This is a genomic window from Nonomuraea sp. B12E4 (genome assembly GCF_039871825.1).
Taxonomy (GTDB): Bacteria; Actinomycetota; Actinomycetes; order Streptosporangiales; family Streptosporangiaceae; genus Nonomuraea.
In genome coordinates, this window is record NZ_JBDPME010000049.1 from 1 (window position 1) to 26,152 (window position 26,152).

Sequence of the window (26,152 nt, forward strand, 5' to 3'; positions counted from 1 at the left end):
TGCACGCCAAGCCGGTCGGCCACCCGGGCGATCGCCCCGGCCTTGCCTCCGGTCTCCTCACGCAGGTCGAATACCATCTTGACGGCGCGATCACGCAGCTCTGGGGGATACTTCCTCGGTGCGGGCATGAGGCGTTTCTGACTTAATGATGCAGATCGCAGATTCTTCAGCCAGCATCAGTGGCTCCCCGTGTGGGTGATGTGCCCCGGTTCGCGCGGTGCCACTCCAGACGCCGTTGTCGGGATTGTTCAAGGCCTTCCTGCCGAGCTTTGCGGATCTTTAGCCCGCGGCCCTCGTGCTCGTCGTCGGGAGTGACGTAGCCGAGCCCTTCGTGCAGGCGGGTGCCGTTGTAGAAGGCCCGCACGCGGGCGAGTTCGGCCCGCAGCACCGCTGGTTCGGTGATCTTTGTCAGGTGCGGGAACTCGGCCTTGATGTGCCCGAACAGCGTCTCGATCCAGGCCTGGTCGGTGGGCGTGCCGGGCCGGCCGAAGTGGGTGGCGATCGCCGAGAGCGCCATGAACTCGCGCGTCGCACCGGCGGTCATCTGCGGCCCATTGTCACTCATGGCCAGCAGCACCGGCCTGGCCGGATTGCCGGCATCGGTGCCGGCATCGACCAAGCCGTCGTCTCGGGCGGCGATCAACGGCAGCAACCCCTCGCGCTCCAGCGCGTCGGTGAAGCCGAGGATGACCTGGGTGTGGGTCTCCTCCACCGAGACCACCTCACAGATCCACTTGCGCGAGACCAGATCCATGATGGCCAGCGCGGCCATCCCGCAGGCGGAAAAGTGCGTCGTGTCGTAGATCCAGATCTGCAGCGGCCGGTACTCCACCCAGTCCGGGAACGGCTTGCGCCGGGAGACGCCGGGGCGCGGCCGAGCGCGGATACGCAGCCCGTGGGCCTCCAGCACCCGATGCACCGAGGACGGCGACACCCACACCCGCCCCAGATAGGAGCCGCGATGGGCGAGCTTGCGGTGCGAGCGATCCACCTCGCCCCACTCGTGGAACAACGCGATGATCTGCTCGACCTCGGCCTGGAGCAGACCGTGAACCGCCCCGCCGCCCGGCTGGCGGTCGGCCAGTTGTCCGCGCTCGCGCCGCTCGGCCCATCGATAAACGCGCAGCGGGGTGATCTCCAGCACCCGGCAGGCATCCAGCAGACTCCAACCCCCGCGCTGCGCCTGCTCGACCAGGTCCAGCAGACCGTCCTTGACGGCCGCCTCGACCCGGGCCGGGACGGGGCCGCTCAGCCCCAGCCCTCTTTTCCCTCGATCAGCGTCAGCTTCACCGCCATCTGCTTGACCGCCTCGGCCAGCCGGGCGTTGTCGGCTCGCAGCGTCTCCAACTCCCAGTCCCGCTCGCGCGCCCGCGCCCCCGGCTTGGACTCCGACAACGCGGCCAGCGCGCCGTCCTTGGCCACCGCCTTGATCCGTGTGATCGTGGACGGGTCGACCTGCCAGGCGATCGCCGCCCCGGCCACGGTGACCTCCTGACGGATCAGCTGCAGCCACACCTCGTACTTCTGTAGCGGAGTCAGTATCCGTTTGGCCCGCCGGCCCCTGCGGTCCGTGCCACGGTCGAGATCGGTCATGATCAGAGCCTCCTTGACCTGCTGTTGGAGCAGTTCTCGGAGCACGCCGATCCTGTCTGATTCTTTCCAAGATCTGTATCACGAAGTCAGACGCAACCCAGGCACGACTCCCAGCCTTCCAGTCTTGGGAGCCTCCAACCAACCCGGGGCAGCTCACCACCGCTACGTCACGGCTTCACCTCCCGTCCTGCTGGGCGCACGAAAGCCCGAGGTTAGGGCTTTCGACGCTCGTGGCCTACACCTACGCTGTGCCATATGCCTGGGGTCGTACTCCGCTCTAACGACCTGTCGTTCGCCTCGACATGAAATCCTGCCGCCACTGCTCGGCGGCCTGGATCAAGTTTTGGCTGACGTGCTCGAAGAACTGGCTCATGTCCTGTAGTCGGGCACCGGCAGGGGTGGTGGAGTCGAGGATTTCGGCTCCGTCACGGGCGAGATCGGCCATTGTGGCGTTCTGCCGGGCGCTGACCAGCCAGGCTCGGTACCAGACGTCGGGGTCGATGACGTACCGGTCGCGCCGTCGGCGGGGGTCGCGTTCACGCCGGATCAGTTCGTGCTGTTCGAGTTCGCCGATGGCCTTGGAGATGGACGCCGGGCTGACCTGGAGACGCTGGACGAGTTCGGCGGCGGTGAGGCTGCCGCTGTCGGTGGTGTACAGGCAGGTGAGTACCCGGGCGGTCATTCGCGGCAGCCCTGTCGTGGTCATCACTGTGGTGAATCGTTCCTCCAGGGCGTGGACCGCTTGGGGGTCTCGCCCGGGTGCGCCGGTGGCAACCGGTGGCGCCGGGGCCGGGGCCTGCTTGCGGCGGCGAGCCCGGCCTTCGGTCGCCTGATGTGCTCGGTCGGCCTGGTAGCTGTCGGCTCCACCGTTGCGGGTCACCTCCCGGGTGATGGTGGAGATCGGCCGTTGCAGGTGCTTGGCGATCTCGGTGTAGGTGAGTCCTTCGGTCAGCCCCGCGGCAATGTACTGGCGGTCCTGGTAAGTCAGCCTGCCTCCCGGCATTGGGCGTGCCTCCTGTCGCTGTGCCGTGCCCAGCCCGCTTGATGTGTCTGCGGGCGGATGGACAGTATTGCGTTCGTTGGCATCTCATTGCAAGTCCGGTCATTCGACTTGCATTCATTCACATACTCATTGCAAGGTCGATGGTTGTTTTTCTGCTAAATTCCGAGATCTATGTTGCTGATTTCGTAAATGCAAGATAGCTTTTTGCCTGCGCCGAATGAGTACTATCGCGAGTGAGGCGATCGGTGTCGCGCTGATGTCCATCGCCTGGAAGGAATCGACATGACCAAATCTCTCCCCTCGACGGCAGGGCTGCTCATCACCGCCGTCGCGTTGACACAGGCCGCGACGTCGGTCCCCGCGGCATCTGCCTCCGCGGCGGACGCCCCCGCCCACGCCCAGGTCCAGAAAGCGCTCGACCAGGCCGTGGCCGACGGCGGTGTGCCCGGCATGGTCGCCGAGGTTCGCGACCGTCGTGGGCGGTGGTTCGGCTCGGCAGGGGTCGCCGACACCCGAACCGGCCGCAAGCGTCAGCCGAACGAGCAGTTCCGAATCGGTAGCGCCACCAAGCCGTTCACGGCCACCGTGGTCCTGCAACTGGCGGCCGAGGGGAAGCTGAGCCTCGACGACACCGTGGACAAGTGGCTGCCCAGCCTGGTCAAGGGCAACAACAACGACGGCGGCACGATCACCATCAGGCACCTGCTCAACCACACCAGCGGGATCTTCAACTACGGCAACGACAAGGAGGAGTTCGCCAAGTTCTCCGGCCCCGCGTGGCTCGAGCACCGCTACGACACCTACACGCCCGAGCAACTCGTGAAGATCGGCCTGCGCAATCCGCGCTCCTTCGAGAAACCGGGTGACGGCTTCGTGTACTCCAACACCGGCTACATCCTTGCCGGGATGATCGTCGAGAAGGTCACCAGCAAGACGCTCGCCGGCGAGATCGAGCGGCGAATCGTCCGCCCCCTGGGCCTGACCGGGACGTACCTGCCCGGCCTGGAGGCGAAGATACGCGGCCCCCACCCCCAGCACTACTCGACCTTGTTCGCCACCGAAACCGACGCCAAGGTCTACAACGTGACCGACCAGAGCGCCACCACCGGCTGGGCGGCCGGCGGCGTGGTCTCCACGGTCGGCGATCTCCACCGATTCACCAGCGCGCTGCTGCGCGGCAAGCTTCTCCCGCCCGCCCAGCAGCGGGAGATGTTCACCATGGTCAAGACCGGGATCAAGATGCCGGACGGCACCTGGAAGGACACATGGATCCCCGACACCACGTACGGTGCCGGCGTCTTTTCGTGGGAGCTGTCGTGCGGCGTGAAGGTCTGGGGCATCGGCGGCGCCATCACCGGCGGGTTCTCCTTCGCGATGGGCACCCGGGACGCCGAGCATATGATCGCCACCAACATGAACATCGACCAGTATGGCCAGCACAACTCGCTCGACATGTCCAAGACCGTGTTGGAGGCCGAGTTCTGCCCATCCGGTTCCCAGACGCGAAGCAAGTGACGATCAGCGTGGCCTGAGAGCGCTGCGCCGGTGCCGGTATGGGGCGTGCTGACCGCTCCCGAGGTGTTCGACCAGGACACCGAGGTCGGCAGGGGGTGATGCTGCTGGACCCCGCACCGCTATCCCGAGTTGACGCGATGGCCCGTCAGGCTGCTCACGTGTGCCCGTGGGGCGCGATCATCATCGCCTCGGGCGATGGTCGCAACGCGGCACCGGGCCAGGACCAGATCATTCGCTTTCCTGCCCCATAGCCGGTCTGGCCATCTGTCAATGGATGTACCCGCGGCCACCCGGTCTGTTGTCCAGCCGGTGGCTGCGGGTCGGTCGATTTCGGTCTGATCGCCCCAAGCTCCAAGGCGGGCCCCAACGGTCATCTTGGGTTGACGGCCTCTACCCGCAGGTCAGAGCGAGATGATCTTGGTAACCGCCAGCGCGAGCGCGGGCTGCTGCTGACCTCCAAACCGGACAGGGCCTCGCCGCATGCTGCGGCGGGGCCTGCGGGCAGGAGTCCGGCGCCGTCACCGGACCGAGGAGGAGATCAACTTCCTGCCGCTCATTCCTGCACCAATCCTTCTGGCCCTTCTTGGAGGCGTGAAGGGGCTCTCAGCCACTGAGGTCGTCGTCATGGACGTCACCCGGATCTCCCAGCGGCCGCAACCCGCCGGGCAACTCGGGCATGGCGAAGGAGTAGCGGCCCAGCATGTTCACGTGCGCGTGGATGAAGGGGGAAAGACGGACGACGTCTTCATCGCGCACATCGAAGCCCTGCGCTCGCAGCCTGGTTACGGCGGCGTCCATGTAGCGGGTGTTGAACAGCACCACGGCGTTGAGGACCAGGCCGAGCGCGCCGAGCTGGTCTTCCATGCCTTCGTGGTAGCGCTGGTACAGGTGGCCGCGCTTGCCGTGGAAGATTCGCCGGGCCAGGGCGTGGCGGCCTTCCTGCAGGTTGGACTGGGCCTTGATCTCGCGCCGATAGTCCGGCTCATCAGCCATCCGCAAGATGTGCAGGGTCTTGGGGATGCGCCCGTAGTGGGCGATCGCGTCACCCAGCGGGGTAGACCGGCCATCGCGTGACAGCATCCGGATGACGTCGTGGGCGCGCACCGCGCCGGTGTGGATGGAGGCGATGATGCGGCAGATGTCATCCCAGTGGCGCTCGACCTTGTCCAGGGCGATGCGCCCGCGCGCGATGTGTTGCAAGGGCCCATAGTCGGCGCGGGGGTCGATGCGCCACAGCTTCTGGTCGGGCAGGTCGGCCAGCTGCGGGGCGTAGGAGAACCCGGCCAAGGTGAGCAGCCCGTAGACGATGTCGCTGTAGCTGGAAGTGTCGGTGACGATTGTCTCGGGGCGTTTGCCGCCGTCGCGGTCGTACAGCACGTCCAGGACGTACAGCGAGTCGCGCGGGGTGCCAGCCACGACCATGCCGCCCAGGCCGGAGGCTTGGTCGTTCAGCATGTTCAGCCAGGTCGCGCCGCGGCCCCGGCCGAAGTACTTGGGGTTGGGCCGGGCGTGGATCGTGGCCGTGGGGACGACGAAGCGCATCCCGTCGACCGAGGCCACCAGCCCGCCACCCCACGCCTGAGCCAGACCGATGCCGGCCTGGGCGTCGATGAGGGTGGTGTTCGCAGCCTTGTAGGTGGCCAGCCGCAGGTAGGTCTGATCGACATGGGACAGCCGGTCGCGTCTCAGCGCCTTGGCGCCGCCGATGACGGGGGTCATCCCGACGTTGCAGCCGTGCGCCACCAGCAGCGCGGCGATCGAGATGGGAAGGTCGGCCAGCCGGGCCGCCTCCCCGGTGATGGAGGTGAACGCGGCATCGGCCCCGGTCCAGGAGAACACCTCCAACAGCACCTCGGGCAGGTCCACCCGGGGCATCATCGCCTCCACCGCCTCCCGCAACGCCACCAGGCTGCCGGGCTCGGGGACCGGCTCCAGCGCCGCCAGATGCAGCCGCCCGTCGGCGCCCATGCTCGCGCTGGTGTTGGCCGGCAACCGCCCGGCAACCTCCCGGTAGGCCGCATCCAACGCCTCGGCTTGGCGGGCCAGGTAGGCGAAGCAACAACGGCACCCGCCAGGAGATTGCCGACAAGGTGGAGCCGGCCAGCGGGCCGAATGCGCCGACCAATCCGACCCCGGCGGTGATGGCGCCTGCTCGCGAGGTGGTCCCGGCCAGGGTGATGGCGATGGTGACCAGGCCCCCTCCGCCGGCGGCTTGGGCAGCGCGTCCGGCCAGCAAGGTCGGCAGCGTGGGTGCGCCGGCTACCAGGAGTGTGCCGAGGAGTACGAGGGCGGCGTTGACGAGTGTGGCGGCGCGGATGCCACGGGTGCCCAGCAGCGCGGCGGTGAGCGGGGCGCCGAGAACGCCGCCCCAGCCGAAGGCTGTGGCGGCCCAGGTGGCTTCGGCGGCTGAGACGCCCAGGGCGCGGGCCAGATCGGGGATGACGGTGATGGTGCTGTTGGCGCTGAGCGAGGTCGGCGTGGCCAGGAGCGCGAGGTAAAGGACGGCGATTCGTCTCTTTTGCACGGTTGTAGCGATCATCACCACCTCAAAGTACACCCAACAGTTTTACTTTGACACTAGTTAGTGTACTTTGGCGTCGTTGGCTAGAACTCATGAGGAGAGACATGACCGAGCTCAACGTCCTGGCCTTGTCCGGCAGCCTGCGCGCGGACTCCCACAACACGGCCCTGCTGCACGCGGCCCGCGCGCTCGATCCCGGCGGATTCGCCATCGACATCGATCACGACCTGGGCCGGCTGCCCCTGTACAACCAGGACCTGGACACCGGCACGCCACCCGCGCCAGTCACCACGCTGCGGGCCCGCATCGCCGAGGCCGACGCTCTGCTGATCGCCACGCCGGAGCACAACGCCTCCGTTCCGGCCGCGCTGAAGAACGCCATCGACTGGGCCAGCACGGCTCCCGAAGGGTTGCTGCGCAGCAAGCCTGTGGCCATCGCCGGGGCCTCACCGGGACCATTCGGCTCAGTGCGCGCCCAGCTCGCCCTCCGCCACATCTTGGCCGCGGTGGGAGCGGAAGTCGTCGTCAAACCGGAGGTGACGGTCTTCCACTGCGACACCCGCTTCACCCACGATCGCCGGCTGACCGACCCCTACACCACCGACCTGCTGCGCGAACTGCTCGACGCCCTGGCCCGCAAGGCCCGCCAGCACCCCGGACGCCCCTACACTGCACCGAGGAGTTTCCAGCGGGAAGGACGTTGATGACCCTGCGCCAGGCCGAGCCGTACGGCCGACCGGAAAAGCGCCAGGCGATCACCCGGGCCGCCCGCCGCGTGTTCGGCCGCGACGGCTACACCCGGGCTGGCGTAGACGCGATCGCCGCCGAGGCGGGGGTCTCCAAACGCACCATCTACCGCCACTTCACCGACAAGGAGCAACTGTTCCTGACCGTCGCGCTGGAAGGCGCCGACGAGGTTACCGCAGCGATCGCGCAGATCATGGACCGGCACCTGCACAAGATCGTGGATCTGGAGCAGGACCTGATCGACTTCTCCCTCGACCGGGTCGCCGCGGTCACCACCTTCCCCGACCACTTCGCCCTGGTACGGGCCATCGAGGCCGAGGCGGCCCACATCCCGCCGCCGATTCTCAAGGCATGGATCGCGGCCGGCCCGCAGACCGGGCATCTGCGGCTGGCGCCGTACCTGCGCCGGATCGCCGAGCGCGGCCTGCTGCGGATTGACGACGCCGACGTTGCCGCCGCCCACCTCACCCTGCTGACCGTAACCGACGTGAACCAGCAGACCTTCTACGGCGCCATCCCACTTCCCCAGGAGGAAGTCACCCGGCTCGTCACCGCAGGCGTGCGGACCTTCCTCCGCAGCTATTCCGCCTCCGCCGCCTAGCTCAGGCTACGCAACTCAATGTTCGAGTGGCACACCATCGCGGACCAGGCGACCGCGGTCGGCGCACGCGAGCAGGGCGACGCGCCGGTCAGGTTGAGGCGCGTGACCTTACCCGACAGACGGTGCCAAAACCACCATCTGGCCTCCTCAAAATCCACCAATGTGGACCTTAACAACGGGCCAGCACGGACTCCACACTTCTTTGATGTGACCGCAGAATCCCTGCGCCTGCGCAGACACCCCTGAGCGCGGGTGCCAGGCACGGCCATGAGTTCCGCGATGTGACGAAAGGACAACACTGATGAACGCGAGCGCCTCTCTCGACGAGGCCTACCTGCGCCTGCACCGCACCGGCCCCGAGTTCGGCGGCGACCAGGACGGCAACCACGGGCTGGCCAACCACGGACCGATGGCCGCGGAGGTCCTCGTCCGCCGCGGACACGGCGAGCAGGTCACCTCCTGGCTCGACGGCTACGTCACCCGGCTGATCGAACTGCCCTCCTCCCGGCAACCGATCGACGAGCGGAACCCGGGCGAGGCGCTGGGCGGAGGACGGGCCAGGGTCGGCGACTGGGCCGAGTACTTCACCCGGCAGGTGGCCGAGCAGCCCTGGCAGGACGTTCTCGCGACCTGGTGGCCGGTGCTCCTGCCCGGGATCACCGCTGGCGCCACGCACGGAGCGATCCGGGTGGGCCACGCCGTCCGCAGCCTCACCAGCGGCGCGGGGGAACTCGCGACCGTCGAGCTCGCGCACGCGCTCGCCTTCTGGGCCGCCCGCAGCCGCCCCATCCCCGGCGCCACCGCGCCGTCGGGCCACCTGAGCCCCGAGCAGGCGCTGGGCGGCATCCCCCGCCTGGCCGACCAGTCCGGCGTCATCGCCCGCAGGCTCGCCCGGCTGGCCGACGTGCCCGGCTGGCCCGCCGCCCAGGCCGCCCTGCGCGCTCCGGCCCACGCCGACGACGTGCCCGAACTCCTGTCCGAGCTGGTACGTGCCGCCACGGTGCGCTATCTCCACCACGCGCACGGCAGCCCCATCCTGCTCGTCCACACGGCCACGGCGCCCAACGCCGTCCGGCACACCCTGACCGCCCTGCCTCGGGAGCTGTGGGCGCCGAGCCTGGCCGCGGTGTGGTCGGCCGTGGCCGCGATCGTGGCCGCGTACGAACCCGAAGAGGCCGTCCCCCAGGCCGAGCTGCCCGAAGCCCCACGAGCGGACGACCCCATCGCCGAACTGCTCGAACGCGCCGTCGCAGGCGGCGACGAGCACGTCATCAAGTTCACCGACACCGCCGTGGACGTGTACCAGGCCGGCGGCGACCCCGACGCGCTCAGGGCCGCCGTCCGGGCGCGGCACCTCATCACCCCGGAGTGAAGGCGAAATCCGTCATCCGCGCCGGCCCGGTCCTCGGGTGGCGCAGGCTCGGCTGCTGGTCCCGCCTGCACAGATCACGCGCGACTGCGGCGTCGGTGACATCCGTAGTAGTCGTCGTCGATCTCGATAAATCCCTGCTCAGACAGCATCTGGCCGCTGTTGACACGTTGCTCCCCCGACTGAGCCGCGCGGCGAGGCAAGAACGGTATGTACGCGATAATTGGCCATTATCACGTACATGAGCGTCCAGCGATCACGGCCGAGCAGGGGCTCCCGCTCCCGAGCCAATGCGCGACTCGGGCACGTTATCCGGTACATCGCCCCCATGCCGGGCGGCCGCCGGTGAGCGCGGCCGGAGCGAAGGTCACAGCGATCCGCGGCGCCGCGATCAACCTCGGCGACGCGGCCGACGAGTTCCTCTGCACGCACCGGGTCGCCAACGACAACACCCGCCGCGCCTACGCCTCAGCGATCGACCGCACCATCACCGCGGTCGGCGGCCGCGACCGGCTCCTGGCCGACGTCGCCGACAGCGATATCGGCGACGCGCTCACCTCGCCATGGGGTGGGTGCGCGCCGGCGACGTGGAACCGTAACCGCGCCGCGGTCTCCTCCTGGCTCACCTGGTGCACCACCAAGAAGAGGTGGACCGCACCGTCCGTACCTCCCGACGCCGAACGCCGCCGCGAGAACGTCGACCACACCAAGGCCGTCACCAAGACCAAACTGGAACGGCTCCTGTCGCGCCGCGACATTCCGCTCCGCGACAAGACGCTCTACCGGATGCTGTACGAGACCGCCGCCCGCGCAGCCGAAATCCTGTCGCTGAACGTTGAGAACCTGGACCTGGAGAACCCGCGCGCGCCCCTGACCTCCAAGGGCGGCGACGCCGAATGGGTGAACTGGGACGCCGGAACCGCCCGCCTCCTACCCCGCCTGCTGCGGCTCCCCGACGACCACCCCGACGGGCCCGTCCGTACTCGAGGTCCCCTGTTCCTCGCCGACCGCAAGCCCGTCCCCGCCCGGCGCCCCGGACCCGAGCACATCTGCCCCCACACCGGCCGACCACGCCTGGGCTACGACCGTGTTCGCGTCCTCATGGAACGCCACCTCGGCCTCGACCCACACCAGCTCCGCCACTCCGCCGCCACACACCTCGGCGAGCAGAAGGTCCCGCTCCAGCTCATCATGGCCAAGACCCGTCACAAGAACCCGCGCACCGCCATGCGCTACACACAGCCCGGCGGCGAGGCCGTCGCCGAGATCACCGGCATCCTCGCCCTACCACGCCGCACCCACTGACAGTTCAACGACCATCGGAGGACCTCCAAGGACGACAACGAGCCCGTCACCACGCTCGGCATGAGCCTCACCCCAGGGCGCCGAGCATGAGAGTGACTGCCTACGCGGAGCTGTACTCGCCGGAGACTCACCCGCATATCGCTTCGTGCCGGCCGACTGATCGACCGGTTCCGACGCTCGCCGAACCTGTGGCCGATTACGGCATGGTCCGGCTGGATGACGACGAGCACCTGGTGGTGCCGCCGCTGTCGGCCGAGGACGTACCGGCCGAGGCCAAGGCGCTCAAAGACGAGCTGGCCGCGATGTTGCCGTTCGCGCCGATCGCCTCGCTGCTGATCGAGCTGGACGCGCGCACGCATTTTCTGGACTGCTTCACCCACGCCGGCGGCCGCAAGCTGAGCACCTCGACCGAGACCAAGCGCAACATCCTGGCCGTGCTCATCGCGATGGCCACGAACCTGGGCCTGGCCCGGATGTCGGAGGCCTGCGGGGTGTCCTACGACGTGCTGGCCTGGACGATGGAGTGGTACGTGCGGGAGGAGACGCTGCGCGAGGCCAACACGGTCATCGTCGACCACCACTACGGCCTGGAGCTGGCCAAGGTGTTCGGCGGCGGCACCATGAGCTCCTCCAACGGGCAGCGCTTCCCCGTCCGCGGTAAGACTTTGACCGGGCGAACCATGGTCATTCACGGCGGGCAGGTGCTGTCCACCTATACCCACGTCTCCGACCAATGGTCCACGTACGGCACGAAGATCATCGTGTCGACGGCGCGGGAGGCGCACTACGTCCTGGACGACTTCCTGAGCAACGCCACCGACCTTCCGATCGCCGAGCACGCGACCGACAGTCACGGCGCGACGTTGATCAACTTTGCGTTGTTCGACCTGGTCGGCAAGGCGCTGACGCCGCGGTTGCGGGAACTGACCCGGGTCACCCTGGTGCGGGACGACACCCCGACCGAGATCGCCAAGCGCTACCCGCACGCCGGGCCGCTGCTGGGTGCGCGCTGGAATGAGGACCTGGTGGCCGGCTGCTGGCCGGATCTGCTGCGGATGGCGACCGCTTCGGCCCGTCCAACTGCACCAGCTGGGGCTGACCCCGTGACCTGAGTCCCTCGGAGAGGGGCCAAAGCCCCGCACCTGCCCGGACGAAGCGTGAGGCCGGCGGGCCGACGGCGCGAGGTCATCGGTTTGTCGGCTGGCCAGCGGTCCAGAGCGCGGTGGACTTGCGGTGGTGAGAGGCGCGAGCTTTGGCGCGGTTGCCGCATATATCCATGGAGCACCAGGTCCGGCGCCGATTGCGGGAGTGGTCGTAGTAGGCCCATCGGCAGCTCGGCTCTCGGCAGGCTTTCAGTCGCGTCCACGTGCCTTCCGCCACTGCCTCGGCCACGACGGCGAGCAGCCTGGCCAGTGCCGCCTCCACCGGCCGCCGGGCGCGGGCGACCAACCGGGGCGGGGAAACGGTCACGTCGAGCATCAGCGGGAAGTCGCGGGTAAGGTCGGCGAGCTCGGCGCGAGCGGCGGGGTTGAGGCCGTCCGGGCGTGGACTGGAGACCGGCTCGATGTTGTTCTCGGCGATCAGCGCGCGCAGTCCCTCACGGATCCGTTCGGCACGGTCGCGCTGCTCGGCGTTCACCACCGTGTCGGCCGGCATGAGACCGCGGGCGTGCAACCACGTCGCCAGCTGTTGCGGGGTTGCGATCTCGTCGCCGTCGCGGCGGCGGGTGTTGATGAACTCCTCGATCACGCGCAGCGGCATCGGCGCCGTCCCGGTTGCGAGGTTGTCCGGCACGGGCTCGGCAGCACGCTCATCCATCACGTCTCGTAGCCTACCTGGCCATCTGCGATGGTAGGTTACCTAACTGGCTTAACCACTACGTCGGTTAAATCAGAAAGGATCGCTGGTGAGCATCAGCATCGGCAACATCTGCATCGACACCAACGACCTGGCCGGCAGCACCGCCTTCTGGCAGGCGGTCACCGGGTACCAGGTCGCGTCCTCGGAGGAAGGCGCCACCTACCTGCAGGACGCGAACAAGACCGGCGTCGGCCTGTCCCTGCAGGCCGTGCCCGAAGGCCGGGACGGCAAGAACCGGTTGCACCTGGACCTGTTCACTGACGACCTGGCAGGCGAGGTCGGCCGGATTCGGGCCCTTGGCGCGACCGAAGTGAGGCGTTTCGACGCCTGGGTCGTGCTCGCCGACCCCGAGGGTAACCAGTTCTGCGTCGTCGCCGGATAGACGCAGTCGCCACCGCGCGACACCAGTTCCACCACTACAGAAGAGACACAGATATGGCCTCCGTGCAAAAAGAGATCATCATCGATGCCGGCCCCGCGGCCGTGTGGGCGATCATCAGTGACTTCACCGACGGGCCCGTCCGGATGGCGCCGGGCTTCGTCACCGACAGCCGGCTCGACGAACCGGATGTCAGGGTCGTCACGTTCGCCGACGGAATGGTGCTGCGGGAGCGGCTCATCGCGCTCGACGATGAGTTGCGCCGGCTCGCCTTCTCGGTCATCGGCGGCACCATGCGGCCGGAACACGACAACGCCTCGATGCAGGTCGTCCCGCACGGGGACGGCCGCAGCCGGTTCGTATGGATCCACGACGTGCGACCGGACGACCTCGCCATCCCGATGGGTGCCGGAATGGACCACGGCCTGAGCGTCTTCAAGCAGACGGTGGAGTCCTCCAGCGAGCACCTCGGCTAGGTCAGCCGCGTCATTGCTGGTCGCGGTCCTCCCCGTGAGGACTGTGACCAGCTACTGCGTGACCGGACGGGCTGCCCCACCATTCGGCGGCAGGCGGCTCTTGAGCTGGGAGTAGACGCACGGTCGGCCCTTGTCGACATGCCAGTAGATCATCACGCCGTAGCCGCCAGGCTGCGACGCTCGAGCGTCTTCGCGTCGATCGGCAGCTTGAAGAAGCCCTCGCGCACGGCCCGGACCCACTCCACCTGGCTGCGGTGTTCGGCCTCGGCCCCAAGACCGCCATCCGCTATGCCGAGAACGCGCGCGCCCTGCTGGTCACCGCAGCCGAGGAACAAGACCCCGCCAGTCGCGACGAACCCAAGGGTCCAAACGCCCTATGAAAGCTGAAGCCTCGTGGGTTCACGTTGAAGACCCTTCAGTTCGCCTGAACTCTGGGATTTCGCGGGGGTTGAGCAGCAATGGAACGGCCAGTGGCGTTAGCGAGGCGCCGGGGCGTGGCTTACCGCCACTCGCCGTTCCGATCCGGGTGGGGCGTCGAATAGGCGGGAATCTTGTAACGGCTTGATCACTTTGGGTGATCAACCTGTCGGTTGGCCCTACTTTGCGGGCATGCCGGTGGAGTTCTTGACGGATGATGAGGCTGCCGGCGTAATCACTCGTGAGCGGGCCATTCCTCGGCCAGGAGCGCGTATGAGAGACCGTCGAGCCATCCCTTGGTGCGGTGGAGTGAGTCTCTCACCGTGTGCTGTTCGCGGCGCATCCCGACCCGCTCCATCAGCCGCCACGAGGATTCGTTGTCGTAGAAGCAGTCCGCGTGCAGGCGGCGCAGGCCAAGGCTCTTGAAGGAGATGTCGATGAGGGCGCGTACCGCTTCGGTGGCGTAGCCCTTGCCGCCGTAGGAGGGATCGAGCGTCCACCCGAGTTCTCCTTGGACGCTTTCCGCCTGGTCAGCGACCTCTTCCTGGGCCCAACCGTCCTGGACCTTCAGTGTCAGGTCGCCGATCACCCGGCCGTCCAGTTCGACGATGAGCAGGTCTACGAGCCGCTCCTCGCGGAGGAAACGCTCACGGTAGTCGTCGTAGGTCTCTGTGGCGGCCGCGACCCATTCGTGAGTCTCCGGCAGCTGCCGGAAGACCCAGGTCGCGTCCAGATCGTCGGGGGCAGCCCGGCGCAACAGCAGCCGCTCGGTGGAAATCGGCCAGTCCAGTGTGTCAAGAGGGTGACGCATGGGCCCTCATACTGACAGCGGGCTGTGGTGATACACAAACGGATTACTGCGGACGACGTCTCCGACAACGACGCGGCGATCGCCCTCCAGGAACCGACAGGACACCGAAGCGACCAAGGCTCCCGGAAACCCGCGTCCTGAAAATCAAGTGGGCCAGGAGGCCGGGGCGGGATTGGTCGCGTGTCACAGTGCGGGCGGGGTCGTCGGCTCCGGCCCGGCAACCACCCGGATCGGAACGGCGAGTGGCGGTAAGCCACGCCCCGGCGCCTCGCTAACGCACTGGCCGTTCCGTTGCTGCTCAACCCCCGAGTTGCGGCCCTTCTTCTTGCCGGCCGACTCTTTGATGATCGGGGTGAGCTTGGCCCAGGAGCACAGGTGCCCGGCGGTGGGGAACGGCTCATGTCGAGTCCGATCTCGGCGATGATCGTGCGGTCGAGATCGGCGATGTCGGCCTCGATCGCCTCCACCCGGGCGACCATCTTGGCGAGTAGATAGGCGTGGTGGTCGGTGAAGTGGCCGGTAGAGGCCGCCGCGGTGTGGCAAGCGCGCGTCGAAGTGCAGGAGGCCGCCCGCGTTCATGAAGGACACGGCCTCACGCAGCCCCTGGTCCGATACAAATCTCGCTGCGGTGGGCGGGGAAGGATGACCTTGCGCGAGGCGGCAGCCGTGTTCGGCATCGACCGCAGCGCCGCCAATGGTGACACTTGGTAATGTAGTCATTACTATTCGTTGGGACTGCTTGGAGATGGTCTCCACGCGAGCCACAAGGAGGTTCCTATGCGCCGTCTCGCCACCACCGCCACCGTCGCCGCCCTGGCAGTAGGGAGCTCACTCGCCGTCGCCGCCCCCGCATCCGCCGCACAAGGATGGGTGCAACTGTGGTCCCACAACGACGATGTAGCTGCCCTCGTAAACCCTGCCGAGGGATGCCATCCCATCCACCCCGCCGAACGGGCTTACAACAACACCGACAGTCTTGTGGTGCTGTTCCCCCTGGCCGACTGCCAGGGAGCGCCTGTCCACATGCCCCCGGGCGACGTCAGGTGGCTCCCCTTCGCCGCGACCAGCATCTATGTCACGTCCTAGCGCCACCGCACCCCGTGTTCCGGCACCCGTGTTTCGGGACTTTCCGGCCAGGGGTGTGCGCGGCGGGAACAGCAGCCGAGAGCATGGCACCTGCGACTAGCGCCGATGCGGCCTACCTGCAGAAGCCGCTGCTCAACGCAGTCAATGATCAAGTGATGGGGATCGGGCAGATGGTCGTGCCGGGCACGCCGCGCGACTCGCTGTACATCCTCGACACCCTGATCAACATCGATGCCGGGCCGCAGCCCGAGGTCGTCACGACCGACCAGGCGTCCGATAGCGACACGGTGTTCGGCATCTTCTCCATGCTGGGCTATCGGTTCGCGCCGCGCTTCGCCGACCTGGGCGACCAGCGGTTCTGGTGCGCGGACCTGACCGACGGAACGGCGCCGTCGTACGGGCCGCTGGAGGCGATCGCCCGTAACAGGATCAACCGGCAGAAGATCCACGCCCAGTGGGCGGATATGACCCAGGTTGCCGGATCGCTGGTGACCAACCGGGTCCGCGCCTACGACCTGCTGCGCATGTTCGCCCGGAACGGGCGGCCCACCCCGTTCGGGCAGGCGTTCGCGGAATACGGGCGGATCGACAAGACCCTTCACCTGCTGTCCATCTTGGACCCGATCGACGACACCTACCGCCGCAGGCTCAACAAGCAGCTCACCGTCCAGAAGTCCCGGCACCGGCTCGCCCGCAAGATCTGCCACGGCGCGAGCGGCCAGATCCGCAAGCCATACCGCGAAGGCCAGGAAGATCAACTAGTCTAGCCGCCAGGGCATCGAGCTGAAGCTGCGGGTTTTGGTCACGCATCGAGACGCGCGCGTACGCCCAGACGGTCATCAGCCCCCCTCCCGGCGGTGTCCGGAAACGTGTACGTTTCTGGACAGCGAGCGGCTGGCCCCATGCAACGTCGCAGGTCAGAGGCTCGGTGGCCCGGAAGAAGTAACGGAGCGCATCCTTGAGCAGGGGCGTCATTATGCAAAATCCCCTGAGGCGGCAAAGGTGACTATTTCGATCCTCGCTGAGCGAACCCAGCAGAAGCTCCCAGAGAGCGGAAGTCCGTCGTTGCCGAGCCGACGGCACCTGCACTTTCGGACGGCCGCCCTGGTCACGTCGACTGTTGCGATGCTGACGTTCGGATGCACCACGGAACCCCAGGCGACGCGGGCAGACGTCACCGGCGTCTGGGAGAGTCAGTCCGGCGGACGTATGGAGTTTCACGACAACGGCCGGTTCACGGCGACGAATATCGCGCTCAACACCGAGTGCAGCAAGGAGGACGACGCGTTCCAGCACAAACGGACATCCGGTACCGGCATCTGGAAACTGACGGAGGTCCCGGATGAGGGACCTGGAACACGCATCGTCTTCGACGCGAAGACCCGTTCCGTGCGGAACTGCCTTATGTGGTCCGTCTTCACCGGGAAGAATCCCTTGTCGGAAATGCAGCTACGCCACCAGTACGGCGAACCCGAACGCTACCGACGCACGACGCCAACACCCTCCCGATGACATCCTGACGAGCACCGCGCGCCAACCCCCGATCCTCGATGGCCGACCAGCCGGAGCATCCCGAACGCCCCGACCGAAATCCGCTCGGCATAGCCGCGGTTGCACACCGGACCTGCGGCTATGCCGCCCGTTTGGGCCGTGTGGCGCGACCCTTACCAACGGGCCTAGATCTGCCCCGGCGCGGGTGGCGTCGATCGCGGCTTTCATCACCGCCGCCGCGTACGGGTCGGCGGTTTCCCACCGCGCTCTCATCTGCCGGGCGCTGGCGAGGACCTGAGTCAGGCCGTGATTGGTCATGGCCAGCGCCTGAGCGATCCGCGGGTCGTTTCGCTCGGCGTCGCGTGCGCGGGAGTGTTCGGCGTCACTGAAAACGGCGTCGATGTGGACGGCGCTGGCGAGTTCGAACAGTGCCCGCTGCTGGCTCATCGCCGGGGCCAGATGGGGGAAGGTAGCGGGCGTACCGCTCCGGCCACAGTGTGGCCACGATCAGCGAGCCGGTCTCGAGCAGCCGACGTGCCACGGACACATCCAGGGCGTCCGTGCCCTCCAGGTCATGCTGGAGGTCATCCAGCCACACGACCATCGGCCCCGGCGGGTCCAGGGTGACCTCGCGCAGATCGCCGGCGTCGAAGGGGTGGCGTGCCCTGGGTGATTTCAGGGGTGAAGGAAGGTGTTGAGGATGGCGTCGGCGTGCTGCCTGTTGGGCGGTTCGCCTGCGACGAGCAGTCGGAACCAGATGGGTCCGGCCAGCAGGTCGAGGAGGAGGTCCGGGTCGATGAGGGGCAAGCGGGTGTCGCTCTGTGCCTGGGTGAGCCGCTCGGCCTGGGCCTCGCGCACGGGGCGGAACAGGCGCTCGCGCCAGACATTGGCCATCTCGGGATCGTGCTGGGCGGCGCCGATGAGCCCGGCGAACAGCGGCCCGCGCTGGGGGTCGGCGAGCAGGTCGACGAGGCCGTAGAGCCAGGCGCGCAGGTCGTGCACGATGTCGCCGGTGTCGGGAAAGCCGGTGGGCGGCACGTGCTCGATCAGGGCGTCGAGGACGACGGCGCCCTTCGACGGCCATCGCCGGTAGATCGTCGGCTTTCCGACCCCGGCCCGGGCGGCGATCTTCTCGATGGTGACCTTGTCGTACGACTGCTCCTCGTACAGCTCGAAGGCCGCCCGGAGGATGGCTGCCCGCGAACGCTCGGTGCGGCTCGGTGTCGGTGGCATGGCCCGAGCCTACAGTGAAACGTTACGTAACGGTTTGACAGATCCGGAAGGGCGCTCCACACTAACTACGTTACGTTACGTTCCGTTTTATGTAAGAGATGGCCACCCCGGGCCGGACCACCAGCCAGCTGAGAGGAACGACCCCACATGACCACTCACCAGAAAATGACCTTCGCCGCCACCAGCGGCGCCACGTTGACCGGCAACCTGTTCCTGCCCGGCACCGACGCGCCCGCTCCCGGCGTGGTCGTCGCGGGGACCTGGACTAGTGTCAAGGAGCAGATGGCCGACAGGTACGCCGAGGAACTGGCCCGGCGTGGCTTTGCGGCGTTGTCATTCGACTTCACCGGGTACGGCGAGTCCGAAGGCCGGCCACGGGACCACGAGTCGCCGAAGCTGAAGATCCGGGACATCCGCGCGGCGGCCGACTTCCTGACTGGGCATCCGGCGGTGGGTGACGGACAGCTGGGCGCGTTGGGGGTGTGCGCCGGCGCGATGTATGTGAGCGCCTTCGCCGCCGAGGACGCGCGGGTGCGGTCGCTTGCCCTGGTGGCGCCGTGGCTGCACGACCGCCGTATCTGCGAGGAGAACTACGGCGGCGTGGAGGGCATCGAGTCGAAGAAGGCCGCGGCGGCAGAGGCCCGCCACCGGTACGAGGAGACCGGCGAGGTCGTCTACGTCCCGGTGGTCAGCGGCAGCGACCCGGACGCGGCCATGCCGTTTGACATCGACTTCTACCTCAACCCCGAGCGCGGCGGGATTGCGCAGTGGCCCAACCGGTTCGCGGTCATGGCCTGGCCCGGGTGGCTGGACTTCGATGCCGTCGCGATCGCGCCGAAGGTGACCGCGCCCGTGCTGCTGGTGCACAGCCAGGACGCCGCCATTCCGGACGGTGCCCGCCGCTTCCACGACGGCCTTGCGGGTCCCAAGGAATTCATGTGGACCGAGGGCGTCCAGTTCGACTTCTACGACCAGTCTCCACAGGTCGGCTTCGCCGCGGACGCGGCGGCCGAGCACTTCGCCCGCACGCTGTGAGCACCCGGTATCCCGAACCTTCCCGCACCTCACCCCGACAGGAGAACCACCTCGCCATGCCCGAGTCCCGTGAGACCGCCGCGCCGTTCCCGTCCGAGACCAAGATCGAGGTCGTCGAAACCTGCACCCGGATGGCCGTGCACGCCGACCGCCGTGAATGGGAGCTCCTGCGCGGCCTGTTCGCCGACGAGGTCCTTCTCGACTACACCAGCCTCAACGGCGGCGAGCCGGTCCGGCTCACCCCACAGGAGATCGTCGACGCCTGGGCGGCCACGCTCGGCGGCTTCGACGCCACCCAGCACCTGATCGCCAACCAGTTGGTCCAGCTCGACGGGGACCGCGCGGTCTGCACCGCGTCCTTCCAGGCCACGCACCGCCTGGCCACTCCCCATGGGGCTCCGCTGTGGACGCTCGGCGGCGACTACCGGTGGGAGCTGACCCGTACCGGCGGCCGATGGCTGATCACCTCGGTGGTGATGACGGCGGCCTGGGGCGACGGCAACAAGGACCTGCCCGTGCAGGCGGCGAGCTGACCCCACCCGCCGCCACGCCGCGCGCGCCCCCGGTCTTGGCCGCGCACCAGTCTGAACGTCTTGGGAGTGCCCTGTTGAAATCCTTGTCCAAGCCCCCTGTCGCCGTCCGTGCCTCGCAGCGGGCCCGGGGCGGATCCCGCGTGGTGCTCGGGGCCGCCCTGCTGGGCTTCTTCCTCATCTCGCTGGACGCGTTGATCGTCACTGTCGCGCTGCCCGACATCGGCCGGGGCCTGGGCGGCGGCATGACCGGCCAGCAGTGGGTGGTGGACGGGTACACGCTGATGTTCGCCGCCCTGATGCTGTCGGCAGGCGCGCTGTCCGACCGCATCGGGGCCAAGCGCGCCTACGGCGGCGGGCTGGTGCTGTTCGCGGTGGCCTCGGCCGCGTGCGGGTTCGCGCCCGGGCTCGGCGCGCTGGTGATCGCGCGGCTGGTGCAGGGCGCCGCGGCGGCGGTGATGATGCCGGCGTCGCTGGCGCTGGTCCGGCAGGGCTTTCCCGACCAGGCGGAGCGGGCGCGAGCGATCGCCATCTGGACTGTGGGCGGCGCGGTCGCGGTGGCGGCCGGGCCGGTGGTCGGCGGGGCGCTCACCGCTTCGGTGGGGTGGCGGTGGATCTTCTTCGTCAACCTGCCGGCGGGCCTGCTGGCGCTCGTCCTGCTCGCCCGTGTGCCGGTCTCCCCGCGGCTGCCCGCGCGGCTGGACGCGGTCGGGCAGGTGACAGCGGTGGTCGCGATGGGTGCGCTGACCTACGGCGTGATCGAGGGCGGCGACCAGGGCTTCGGCCGGCCGCTCGTGGTGGTGTCGCTGCTGGTGGCCGCGGCCGCGGCGGCCGCGTTCCTCGCCGCGCAGGCCAGGGGCGCGCACCCGATGCTCCCGCTGCCGCTGTTCCGCTCGCGGGTTGTGATGGTGTCCTTGCTGGTCGGCTTCATGCTCAATGCCGCCTACTACGGCGGGGTGTTCGTCTTCAGCCTGTACCTGCAGCAGGAGCGCGGGCAGTCGGCGCTGCACGCGGGCCTGATGTTCATACCTATGACGGCCCTGGTCGCGGTGGTGAACCTGGCCTCGGCGAAGCTGGCCGGGCGGTTCGGCCCGCGGGTGCCGATGGTGGCGGGACAATTGGCAGGGACGGCCGGGCTGGTGGCGCTGGTCACGGTCGGCGCACACACCAACGTGTGGACGGTGGCGGCGCTGATGGTGCCGGTCGGCCTCGGCGGGGCACTGACGGTGCCGGCGCTGACCGCGATGCTGCTCGACGCCGTACCCGCAGACCGGGCGGGCACCGCCTCCGCCGTGCTCAACACCGGCCGCCAGGTCGGCGGAGCGATCGCGGTGGCGGTCTTCGGGGCGCTGCTGGCCGGGCAGGAGGCGTTCGTGACCGGCATGCGGTGGAGCATGCTGATCGCGGCGGCCGGGCTCGTGCTGACGACGGGCACGACGCTGGCGCTGCCACGGGCGCACCGGGACGCGGAGGCGTGAGACCTGCCGGGATATCCCCTGGCCTCACGCGGCCAGGCTGCGCGAGTTCAACGGCGAGAACAATTCACGTCCACCTGCCGGTGAACTCGGGGGCATGACGAGCATCCGAACGAAAAGTCCCGTTAGCAGAGCAGCGTTGAGCGGCTTGCCGTGACTTTCCGTTCAAATGCGTCTCGCCGAAGGGTTTTCGCAGGTCATGACGGATGCAGTCGGGTGGCCTGAACGGCTGTGACACGGGCGGCGAACACGCGGTGCGCCTTGCGCTCGGCCGGGCTGGCATCGGCGAGGGCAGCGCTCTGCTTCAGCGCGGCGCGGTGGAGTGCGAGCGGGGCCGTGATGCGGACCGAATAGCCGTGGCCGCGGCGGATGGTCTGCCCGGAGGCGAGGGCCTGGCGGACGGTTTCATCACCAGTGGTACGCAGGTGATCGGCGAGCAGTCCCGGCAGATCGAGGGTCGCGTCCGGGCCCAGCGCGGGCACGCGATGCTGCTCGCCGGTGTCGGTCGGCGGCGCGTCGAGCTGGTCGGGCAGGTTGCGGGCGCTGGCGGCGTCCAGGATGCGGCGGATGGTCTTGGGAGCGACCTGGTGACGTCGGGCCAGGGCCTTGACGGCAGCACCCTGGCGGTACTCCTCGACGATGGTGGCGGCCTTGTCCTGGTCGAGGGCGGCGGGGCGGCCGAGGGTCTTGCCGGCGGCCTTGGCGGCGGCGACGCCCTCGCGAGTGTTCTCGCTGATCATGTCGCGCTGGAACTCCAGCACGGCGGCCAGGACGGAGACCATCATTTTGGTGCCGGGGTCGTCGCTGGCCAGGTCGATGCCGGACAACAGTCCGGATTCGACGCGCAGGTGGAGGCCGCGGCGGATGAGCACGGGGCGCAGGGCGAGGATGTCGGCGACGGAGCGGAACAGGCGGGCGGCGTCGGCGATGCGGATGGTGTCGCCGACGGCGGCCTCGTGCAGCAGCGTGGTGAAGCCCGCGCGGTCGAGGGAGAGTTGGCGGCTGGAGGTGGCGGGGTCTTCGTAGGCGGGGGCGCCTGCGGCCAGCAGGGCGGTGAGGGCGTGCCTTTGGCGGGCGTCGGTCTGCTTGTCGGTGGAGTGCCGCAGGTAGACCCGGTCAGCCACGCCGGGCATCCGCGGAGTGGTTGCTGGTGAAGGGGATCTCCGTGCCGTTCCAGTCGGTCTGCTTGAGCAGGGCCATCGTGTCCCCTTCCCGAAGGCCGGCCTTGTGGTAGCCGGTGGGTGTCTGCAACCACTTTAAGGAGGCGGAAAGGGGAGGCGGAAGTCTGGACCGGATTCCATTGGATTGACCGGCCGTTTCCGCAGGTGGCGGACGGCGGTTTGATTGGATCCGCATGTGGGGGCGCAGTCGGCCGATATCGGCCCCCAGTGCGGACCTGACGTCTGAGGGTGGTTCGTAAAACGATGATCACCGAGCGGGTGCCGAGTACATGTGCGAACATCGGGCGATGCTGACCGAAGAGATGGTGGTTGACGCGCAGATGCCCGTTGTTCCGGTGATTTCGCCGGATGGGCGGTGGGTGGCATATGGCGTGATGCCGGGCAGGACGGTCTGGGTGGCGGGGGTGGACGGGAACGCGCCATCGAGGAAGCTGGGGGAAGGGATCGACCCCAAGTGGTCAGCTGACTCGCAGTATGTCTACTTCCGGACGGAAGCGCAGCTGCATCGGGAGCGGGCTGAAGGGGGCGATCGTAGGTCGTGGAAGGGCGAGGTTGGCACCTACCTGCCGCTCGCCGACTCCTACACCGTGGTCGTGCTCTCTCCGGACCCTAGCGAGAGAGATCCGTGGGTGTGGAGCGAGGCCGGGAACCATAGCCGGCTGCGGCTGCTCGATCTGCAGAGCGGTGCGGTCAAGACCCCAGAGGTCTTCCAGGGGCGGCATGTGGTCGAAGTGGCCGAGCGGCCCGGGGGCGGGATGCTCGCCGTACTCACGCAGGAGTCGGCCGACCCCGATCCCGGCGAGCTGACACCACGCCTGCACCTGTTCAACCCGGCCACCGGCGAGGTGCGGGAACTGGGCGCGGCGGCCGTGTCGGCGGGTTCGCTCACCTGGTGGGAGGCAGCGGACGGGTGGCATATTGCATACGTCGCGACGACACCGCCCGGCATCGCCGGCGGGAACGCTGTGCTGGATGTCGCGCTGGCGGAAGGAGAGCATCGTAATCTCACCGAAGGTCTACCGGTCTGCCCGCTCAACCTGACCTCTGGCGGGTTGGCTCTGGTCGCGAACGGGCTGGACTCCGCGATCCATCGCCTTGACCCGGCCACGCGAAGGCTCGTCGAGGTCCTGCCCCTGCGGGGGTTGGCGTGGTGGCTGACGGCCAGCGCGGACGGCGCGACGGTGGCGGTGGCCAGGAGTGAGGCGCACGAGGCACGATCGGTCTTCGCGGGTCCAGTCCAAGGTCCGTTGGTACGGCGCAGCGACACCGCACCCGAGCTGCGGGACATCGAGTGGGGCGCCCAAGAACGCCTTTCCTATCGCGCGAAAGACGGGTTGGACCTGGATGGCCTGCTCGTCCTGCCACCCGGCAAGTCCCGCGAGGACGGCCCGTTCTCCTTGGTCACGATCGTGCACGGCGGCCCTTATGGACGCTGGGCCGACCAGTTGCTCCTGCATCACTACGAGCCCGCGCAGTGGTTGGCCGCCGAGGGTCACGCCGTCTTCCTGCCCAATCCCCGGGGTGGCCAGGGTCACGGGCACGCCTTCGCCACGAACGGCACTCTCGGCAGGGAGGAGTGGCATGACCTGCTCACCGGCATCGACCTGCTGATCGAGCAGGGGGTGGCTGACCCGGACAGGTTGGGCATCGGCGGCTACAGTCACGGCGGATACATGGCCGCTTGGGCAGTTGGTCAGACCGACCGCTTCAAAGCAGCGCTGGTGGGTGCGGGGATCAGTGACTGGGGCATGCTCGCCGCGACCGGCGAACTCGGCGCGTTCGAGGCGGCGCATGGCGGCAGCATCGGCTGGGAGGGGGTGGGCCCGCACCCACATGACGAGCGGAGTCCCATCTCCTACGCCACCAAGATCCGAACCCCGGTCCTGATCGTTCATGGCGCACAAGACACCAACGTCCCGCTCAGCCAGGCGGAGTTCCTTCACCGGGCCCTGCGCAGTTTCGACGTCGAACACGAGTTCGTCGTCTACCCGCGCGAGGGCCACAACATCGTCGAGCGAAACCACCGTATCGATCTGCTACGCCGTACCAGAACGTGGTTCAGCCGCCTGAACGGGTCTTAATCAGTCCAGTCGATCTCGAGAGAGAACCACCGTTTTCCAGCCCACGAAGGTACCTATTTGGGGCTCCGGGCTAGAGAATCTCATCCTCCCAGTCCGGCTCGTCGGGGTTGCGGAGCTGCCGGACGCCGGCGGGGCCGAGATCAGGCTGGGCGAAGGAGTAGGTGCCGATCACGTTGATGTGCTGGCGGACGAAGGGTGACAGGCGTGCGACGTCTTCTTCGACCATGGGGTAGCCCTCGGCTTTGAGCTGATCGAGAGCGCGGTCCATGTAGAAGGTGTTCCACAGCGTTACGCAGTTGAGCACCAGGCCGAGCGCGCCGAGCTGGTCTTCCATGCCCTTGTAGTAGCGCTGGTAGATCTCGCCTTTCCTGCCGTGGAAGATCTTCCCCGCCAGCGCATGGCGGGACTCTTGCAGGTTACGCACGCCCTTGATGTCGCGCCGGTAGGGCTCCTCCACGGCGTAGGTGAGGATATGGAGGGTCTTGAAGATCCGCCCGTAGTGGGCGATCGCCTCCCCGAGTGGGGTCGGGTTGCCGTCCCGCTGAATCATGCGCATCACGTCGTAGGCGCGGATCTCACCGGTGTAGATCGACACCACGACGCGCAGGATGTCACTCCAATGCCGCTTGATCTTTTCCAGATCGATCTTCCCGCGCGCGAACCGGGACAGGCTGCCGTAGTCGGCGTCCTGGATGCGCCAGCCCTTCTGATCGGGGATGTCGGCCAGCGCGGGCCGGTACTGCATCCCCAGCAGGTGGACCAGGCCGAACACGACGTCGCTGTAAGATCCGGTGTCGGTCACCAGAACCTCAGGGCGCGGTCCGCCATCCCTCCGGAACGCCACATCGATCATGTGGAGCGAGTCACGCACGGTTCCCGTGACGACCTTCGCCCCGAGCCCCACCCCACGGTCGTTGATCATGTTGAGCCACGTGACACCGCGCGAGCGGCCGAAGAACTTCTTGTTCGGGCGGGTGTAGATGGAGGGCACCGGGACCACGAACCGCATCCCGTCGATCGCGGCGACCAGCCCGCCGCCGAGTGCCTGGGCGAAACCGATCTTGCCCTGCTCGTCGATGAGCGGGCCGTTGGCCAGGGTGTAGGTCTCCTCCGACAGGTAGTTCTGCACCACATGCGATAGCCGCCCGCGTTCCAGCGCGGGCGTGCCCGCCTTCACCACCGGCGCGTACCCGATGTTCAGCGCTTGGGCCGTCAGGCAGGCCGCGACCGAGACGTGGAAGTCGGCGAGCTTGCTCACCCCGCCGGCCACCGAGATGAACGCGGCCTCGAACTCCGGAACCCGGCCCATCACCTCCAGCAGGAGCTCCGGCACGTCCACCCGCGGTAGCATCGCGAGCACCCGCTTGCGCAGGTCAATCAGGGACGGCGGCTCTGGAAGGGCGGCCAGCTTGGCCACGTGCAGCCGGCCTTCCCCATCCACGC

The 26,152-nt window shown here is 68.1% G+C and carries 25 protein-coding genes and 1 pseudogene; 15 read left to right on the forward strand and 11 right to left on the reverse strand.

Translation table 11 applies throughout. The features are described 5' to 3' along the window. Positions 1 to 166 precede the first annotated feature (166 nt). The 3 genes from ABGB18_RS46995 to ABGB18_RS47005 form a co-directional block, all read right to left on the reverse strand. Positions 167 to 1,144, reverse strand: coding sequence for an integrase core domain-containing protein (locus ABGB18_RS46995; protein WP_347702223.1), 978 nt, complete (start codon positions 1,142 to 1,144; stop codon positions 167 to 169). A 104-nt stretch (positions 1,145 to 1,248) separates the two neighbouring features. Further along, positions 1,249 to 1,593 carry a hypothetical protein gene (locus tag ABGB18_RS47000; RefSeq protein ID WP_347702224.1) on the reverse strand — a complete coding sequence of 115 codons (345 nt, stop codon included), beginning with the start codon at positions 1,591 to 1,593 and terminating at the stop codon, positions 1,249 to 1,251. A 277-nt stretch (positions 1,594 to 1,870) separates the two neighbouring features. After that, positions 1,871 to 2,596 carry a MarR family transcriptional regulator gene (locus ABGB18_RS47005; protein ID WP_347702225.1) on the reverse strand — a complete coding sequence of 242 codons (726 nt, stop codon included), beginning with the start codon at positions 2,594 to 2,596 and terminating at the stop codon, positions 1,871 to 1,873. A 282-nt stretch (positions 2,597 to 2,878) separates the two neighbouring features. On the opposite strand from ABGB18_RS47005, the gene ABGB18_RS47010 reads away from it, so the two are divergent. Continuing rightward, complete coding sequence (locus tag ABGB18_RS47010; RefSeq protein ID WP_347702226.1) at positions 2,879 to 4,111, forward strand: serine hydrolase domain-containing protein; 1,233 nt, start codon at positions 2,879 to 2,881, stop codon at positions 4,109 to 4,111. 603 nt (positions 4,112 to 4,714) lie between these two features. Here the strand turns inward: ABGB18_RS47010 and ABGB18_RS47015 are convergent. Next, positions 4,715 to 6,103: a transposase gene (locus ABGB18_RS47015; protein ID WP_347702227.1), complete on the reverse strand. Its 1,389-nt coding sequence runs from the start codon at positions 6,101 to 6,103 to the stop codon at positions 4,715 to 4,717. Between the two features lie 633 nt (positions 6,104 to 6,736). On the opposite strand from ABGB18_RS47015, the gene ABGB18_RS47020 reads away from it, so the two are divergent. The 5 genes from ABGB18_RS47020 (at position 6,737) to ABGB18_RS47040 (ending at position 11,766) form a co-directional block, all read left to right on the forward strand. Next, entirely contained in the window at positions 6,737 to 7,336 is a 600-nt protein-coding gene (locus ABGB18_RS47020) for an NADPH-dependent FMN reductase (RefSeq protein WP_347702228.1), read from the forward strand. After that, entirely contained in the window at positions 7,336 to 7,980 is a 645-nt protein-coding gene (locus ABGB18_RS47025; RefSeq protein WP_347702229.1) for a TetR/AcrR family transcriptional regulator, read from the forward strand. The genes ABGB18_RS47020 and ABGB18_RS47025 overlap by 1 nt, the downstream gene beginning before the upstream one ends. Positions 7,981 to 8,281: 301 nt before the next feature. Beyond that, complete coding sequence (locus ABGB18_RS47030; protein ID WP_347702230.1) at positions 8,282 to 9,352, forward strand: hypothetical protein; 1,071 nt, start codon at positions 8,282 to 8,284, stop codon at positions 9,350 to 9,352. Between the two features lie 342 nt (positions 9,353 to 9,694). Beyond that, a complete protein-coding gene (locus tag ABGB18_RS47035; RefSeq protein ID WP_347702231.1) occupies positions 9,695 to 10,654 on the forward strand; it encodes a tyrosine-type recombinase/integrase in 960 nt (319 codons plus the stop codon). A gap of 203 nt (positions 10,655 to 10,857) precedes the next feature. Further along, positions 10,858 to 11,766, forward strand: a complete 909-nt coding sequence (locus tag ABGB18_RS47040; RefSeq protein ID WP_347702232.1) for a Tn3 family transposase — start codon at positions 10,858 to 10,860, stop codon at positions 11,764 to 11,766. A 73-nt stretch (positions 11,767 to 11,839) separates the two neighbouring features. Here ABGB18_RS47040 and ABGB18_RS47045 read toward each other — a convergent pair whose 3' ends face one another. Then, positions 11,840 to 12,472 carry a CGNR zinc finger domain-containing protein gene (locus ABGB18_RS47045; RefSeq protein ID WP_347702233.1) on the reverse strand — a complete coding sequence of 211 codons (633 nt, stop codon included), beginning with the start codon at positions 12,470 to 12,472 and terminating at the stop codon, positions 11,840 to 11,842. 88 nt (positions 12,473 to 12,560) lie between these two features. Here ABGB18_RS47045 and ABGB18_RS47050 point away from each other — a divergent pair, with 88 nt between their 5' ends. Both ABGB18_RS47050 and ABGB18_RS47055 read left to right on the forward strand, forming a co-directional pair. Continuing rightward, complete coding sequence (locus ABGB18_RS47050) at positions 12,561 to 12,896, forward strand: VOC family protein (RefSeq protein WP_347702234.1); 336 nt, start codon at positions 12,561 to 12,563, stop codon at positions 12,894 to 12,896. Positions 12,897 to 12,949: 53 nt separating this feature from the next. Then, positions 12,950 to 13,369 (forward strand): SRPBCC family protein, encoded by a 420-nt coding sequence (locus tag ABGB18_RS47055; RefSeq protein WP_347702235.1) that lies wholly within the window; start codon positions 12,950 to 12,952, stop codon positions 13,367 to 13,369. 152 nt (positions 13,370 to 13,521) lie between these two features. On the opposite strand, the gene ABGB18_RS47060 is transcribed toward ABGB18_RS47055, so the two are convergent. Next, on the reverse strand, positions 13,522 to 13,704 hold the full coding sequence (locus tag ABGB18_RS47060; RefSeq protein ID WP_347702236.1) for a hypothetical protein: 183 nt from the start codon (positions 13,702 to 13,704) through the stop codon (positions 13,522 to 13,524). Between the two features lie 317 nt (positions 13,705 to 14,021). Beyond that, on the reverse strand, positions 14,022 to 14,597 hold the full coding sequence (locus ABGB18_RS47065) for a GNAT family N-acetyltransferase (RefSeq protein ID WP_347702237.1): 576 nt from the start codon (positions 14,595 to 14,597) through the stop codon (positions 14,022 to 14,024). 777 nt (positions 14,598 to 15,374) lie between these two features. Here ABGB18_RS47065 and ABGB18_RS47070 point away from each other — a divergent pair. From ABGB18_RS47070 to ABGB18_RS47080, 3 genes and pseudogenes are all read left to right on the forward strand, one after another. After that, positions 15,375 to 15,683, forward strand: coding sequence for a hypothetical protein (locus tag ABGB18_RS47070; protein ID WP_347702238.1), 309 nt, complete (start codon positions 15,375 to 15,377; stop codon positions 15,681 to 15,683). Between the two features lie 134 nt (positions 15,684 to 15,817). Continuing rightward, positions 15,818 to 16,444 (forward strand): annotated as a pseudogene (locus tag ABGB18_RS47075) (Tn3 family transposase); the annotation flags it as partial. A gap of 364 nt (positions 16,445 to 16,808) precedes the next feature. After that, a complete protein-coding gene (locus ABGB18_RS47080; protein ID WP_347702239.1) occupies positions 16,809 to 17,195 on the forward strand; it encodes a hypothetical protein in 387 nt (128 codons plus the stop codon). A 654-nt stretch (positions 17,196 to 17,849) separates the two neighbouring features. Here the strand turns inward: ABGB18_RS47080 and ABGB18_RS47085 are convergent. Further along, a complete protein-coding gene (locus ABGB18_RS47085; RefSeq protein ID WP_347702240.1) occupies positions 17,850 to 18,407 on the reverse strand; it encodes a TetR/AcrR family transcriptional regulator in 558 nt (185 codons plus the stop codon). 147 nt (positions 18,408 to 18,554) lie between these two features. Here ABGB18_RS47085 and ABGB18_RS47090 point away from each other — a divergent pair, with 147 nt between their 5' ends. From ABGB18_RS47090 to ABGB18_RS47100, 3 genes are all read left to right on the forward strand, one after another. Continuing rightward, complete coding sequence (locus tag ABGB18_RS47090) at positions 18,555 to 19,442, forward strand: alpha/beta fold hydrolase (RefSeq protein ID WP_347702241.1); 888 nt, start codon at positions 18,555 to 18,557, stop codon at positions 19,440 to 19,442. A 56-nt stretch (positions 19,443 to 19,498) separates the two neighbouring features. Then, a complete protein-coding gene (locus ABGB18_RS47095) occupies positions 19,499 to 19,975 on the forward strand; it encodes a nuclear transport factor 2 family protein (RefSeq protein ID WP_347702242.1) in 477 nt (158 codons plus the stop codon). A gap of 83 nt (positions 19,976 to 20,058) precedes the next feature. After that, positions 20,059 to 21,450: an MFS transporter gene (locus ABGB18_RS47100; RefSeq protein ID WP_347702243.1), complete on the forward strand. Its 1,392-nt coding sequence runs from the start codon at positions 20,059 to 20,061 to the stop codon at positions 21,448 to 21,450. A 194-nt stretch (positions 21,451 to 21,644) separates the two neighbouring features. On the opposite strand, the gene ABGB18_RS47105 is transcribed toward ABGB18_RS47100, so the two are convergent. Together ABGB18_RS47105 and ABGB18_RS47110 are read right to left on the reverse strand one after the other, a co-directional pair. After that, complete coding sequence (locus tag ABGB18_RS47105) at positions 21,645 to 22,580, reverse strand: recombinase family protein (protein ID WP_347702244.1); 936 nt, start codon at positions 22,578 to 22,580, stop codon at positions 21,645 to 21,647. Further along, positions 22,564 to 22,698, reverse strand: a complete 135-nt coding sequence (locus ABGB18_RS47110) for a hypothetical protein (RefSeq protein ID WP_347702245.1) — start codon at positions 22,696 to 22,698, stop codon at positions 22,564 to 22,566. Before ABGB18_RS47110 ends, ABGB18_RS47105 begins: the two co-directional genes overlap by 17 nt. 217 nt (positions 22,699 to 22,915) lie before the next feature. Between ABGB18_RS47110 and ABGB18_RS47115 the strand changes: the two genes are divergently transcribed. Further along, positions 22,916 to 24,709 (forward strand): prolyl oligopeptidase family serine peptidase, encoded by a 1,794-nt coding sequence (locus ABGB18_RS47115; protein ID WP_347702246.1) that lies wholly within the window; start codon positions 22,916 to 22,918, stop codon positions 24,707 to 24,709. A gap of 70 nt (positions 24,710 to 24,779) precedes the next feature. Here ABGB18_RS47115 and ABGB18_RS47120 read toward each other — a convergent pair whose 3' ends face one another. Further along, a complete protein-coding gene (locus ABGB18_RS47120) occupies positions 24,780 to 26,150 on the reverse strand; it encodes a transposase (protein ID WP_347702247.1) in 1,371 nt (456 codons plus the stop codon). Between the last annotated feature and the right edge of the window lie 2 nt (positions 26,151 to 26,152).

Coding starts and splice junctions, on each gene's coding strand:
- ABGB18_RS47090 (WP_347702241.1), top strand. CDS start 18,555: ATGACCACTCACCAGAAAATGACCTTCGCCGCCACCAGCGGCGCCACG.
- ABGB18_RS47115 (WP_347702246.1), top strand. CDS start 22,916: ATGCTGACCGAAGAGATGGTGGTTGACGCGCAGATGCCCGTTGTTCCG.
- ABGB18_RS47005 (WP_347702225.1), bottom strand. CDS start 2,596: ATGCCGGGAGGCAGGCTGACTTACCAGGACCGCCAGTACATTGCCGCG.
- ABGB18_RS47065 (WP_347702237.1), bottom strand. CDS start 14,597: ATGCGTCACCCTCTTGACACACTGGACTGGCCGATTTCCACCGAGCGG.
- ABGB18_RS47080 (WP_347702239.1), top strand. CDS start 16,809: ATGCTGACGTTCGGATGCACCACGGAACCCCAGGCGACGCGGGCAGAC.
- ABGB18_RS47020 (WP_347702228.1), top strand. CDS start 6,737: ATGACCGAGCTCAACGTCCTGGCCTTGTCCGGCAGCCTGCGCGCGGAC.
- ABGB18_RS47095 (WP_347702242.1), top strand. CDS start 19,499: ATGCCCGAGTCCCGTGAGACCGCCGCGCCGTTCCCGTCCGAGACCAAG.
- ABGB18_RS47055 (WP_347702235.1), top strand. CDS start 12,950: ATGGCCTCCGTGCAAAAAGAGATCATCATCGATGCCGGCCCCGCGGCC.
- ABGB18_RS47070 (WP_347702238.1), top strand. CDS start 15,375: ATGCGCCGTCTCGCCACCACCGCCACCGTCGCCGCCCTGGCAGTAGGG.
- ABGB18_RS47010 (WP_347702226.1), top strand. CDS start 2,879: ATGACCAAATCTCTCCCCTCGACGGCAGGGCTGCTCATCACCGCCGTC.
- ABGB18_RS47030 (WP_347702230.1), top strand. CDS start 8,282: ATGAACGCGAGCGCCTCTCTCGACGAGGCCTACCTGCGCCTGCACCGC.
- ABGB18_RS47105 (WP_347702244.1), bottom strand. CDS start 22,580: ATGCCCGGCGTGGCTGACCGGGTCTACCTGCGGCACTCCACCGACAAG.
- ABGB18_RS47025 (WP_347702229.1), top strand. CDS start 7,336: ATGACCCTGCGCCAGGCCGAGCCGTACGGCCGACCGGAAAAGCGCCAG.
- ABGB18_RS47085 (WP_347702240.1), bottom strand. CDS start 18,407: ATGCCACCGACACCGAGCCGCACCGAGCGTTCGCGGGCAGCCATCCTC.
- ABGB18_RS47040 (WP_347702232.1), top strand. CDS start 10,858: ATGGTCCGGCTGGATGACGACGAGCACCTGGTGGTGCCGCCGCTGTCG.
- ABGB18_RS47045 (WP_347702233.1), bottom strand. CDS start 12,472: ATGGATGAGCGTGCTGCCGAGCCCGTGCCGGACAACCTCGCAACCGGG.
- ABGB18_RS47000 (WP_347702224.1), bottom strand. CDS start 1,593: ATGACCGATCTCGACCGTGGCACGGACCGCAGGGGCCGGCGGGCCAAA.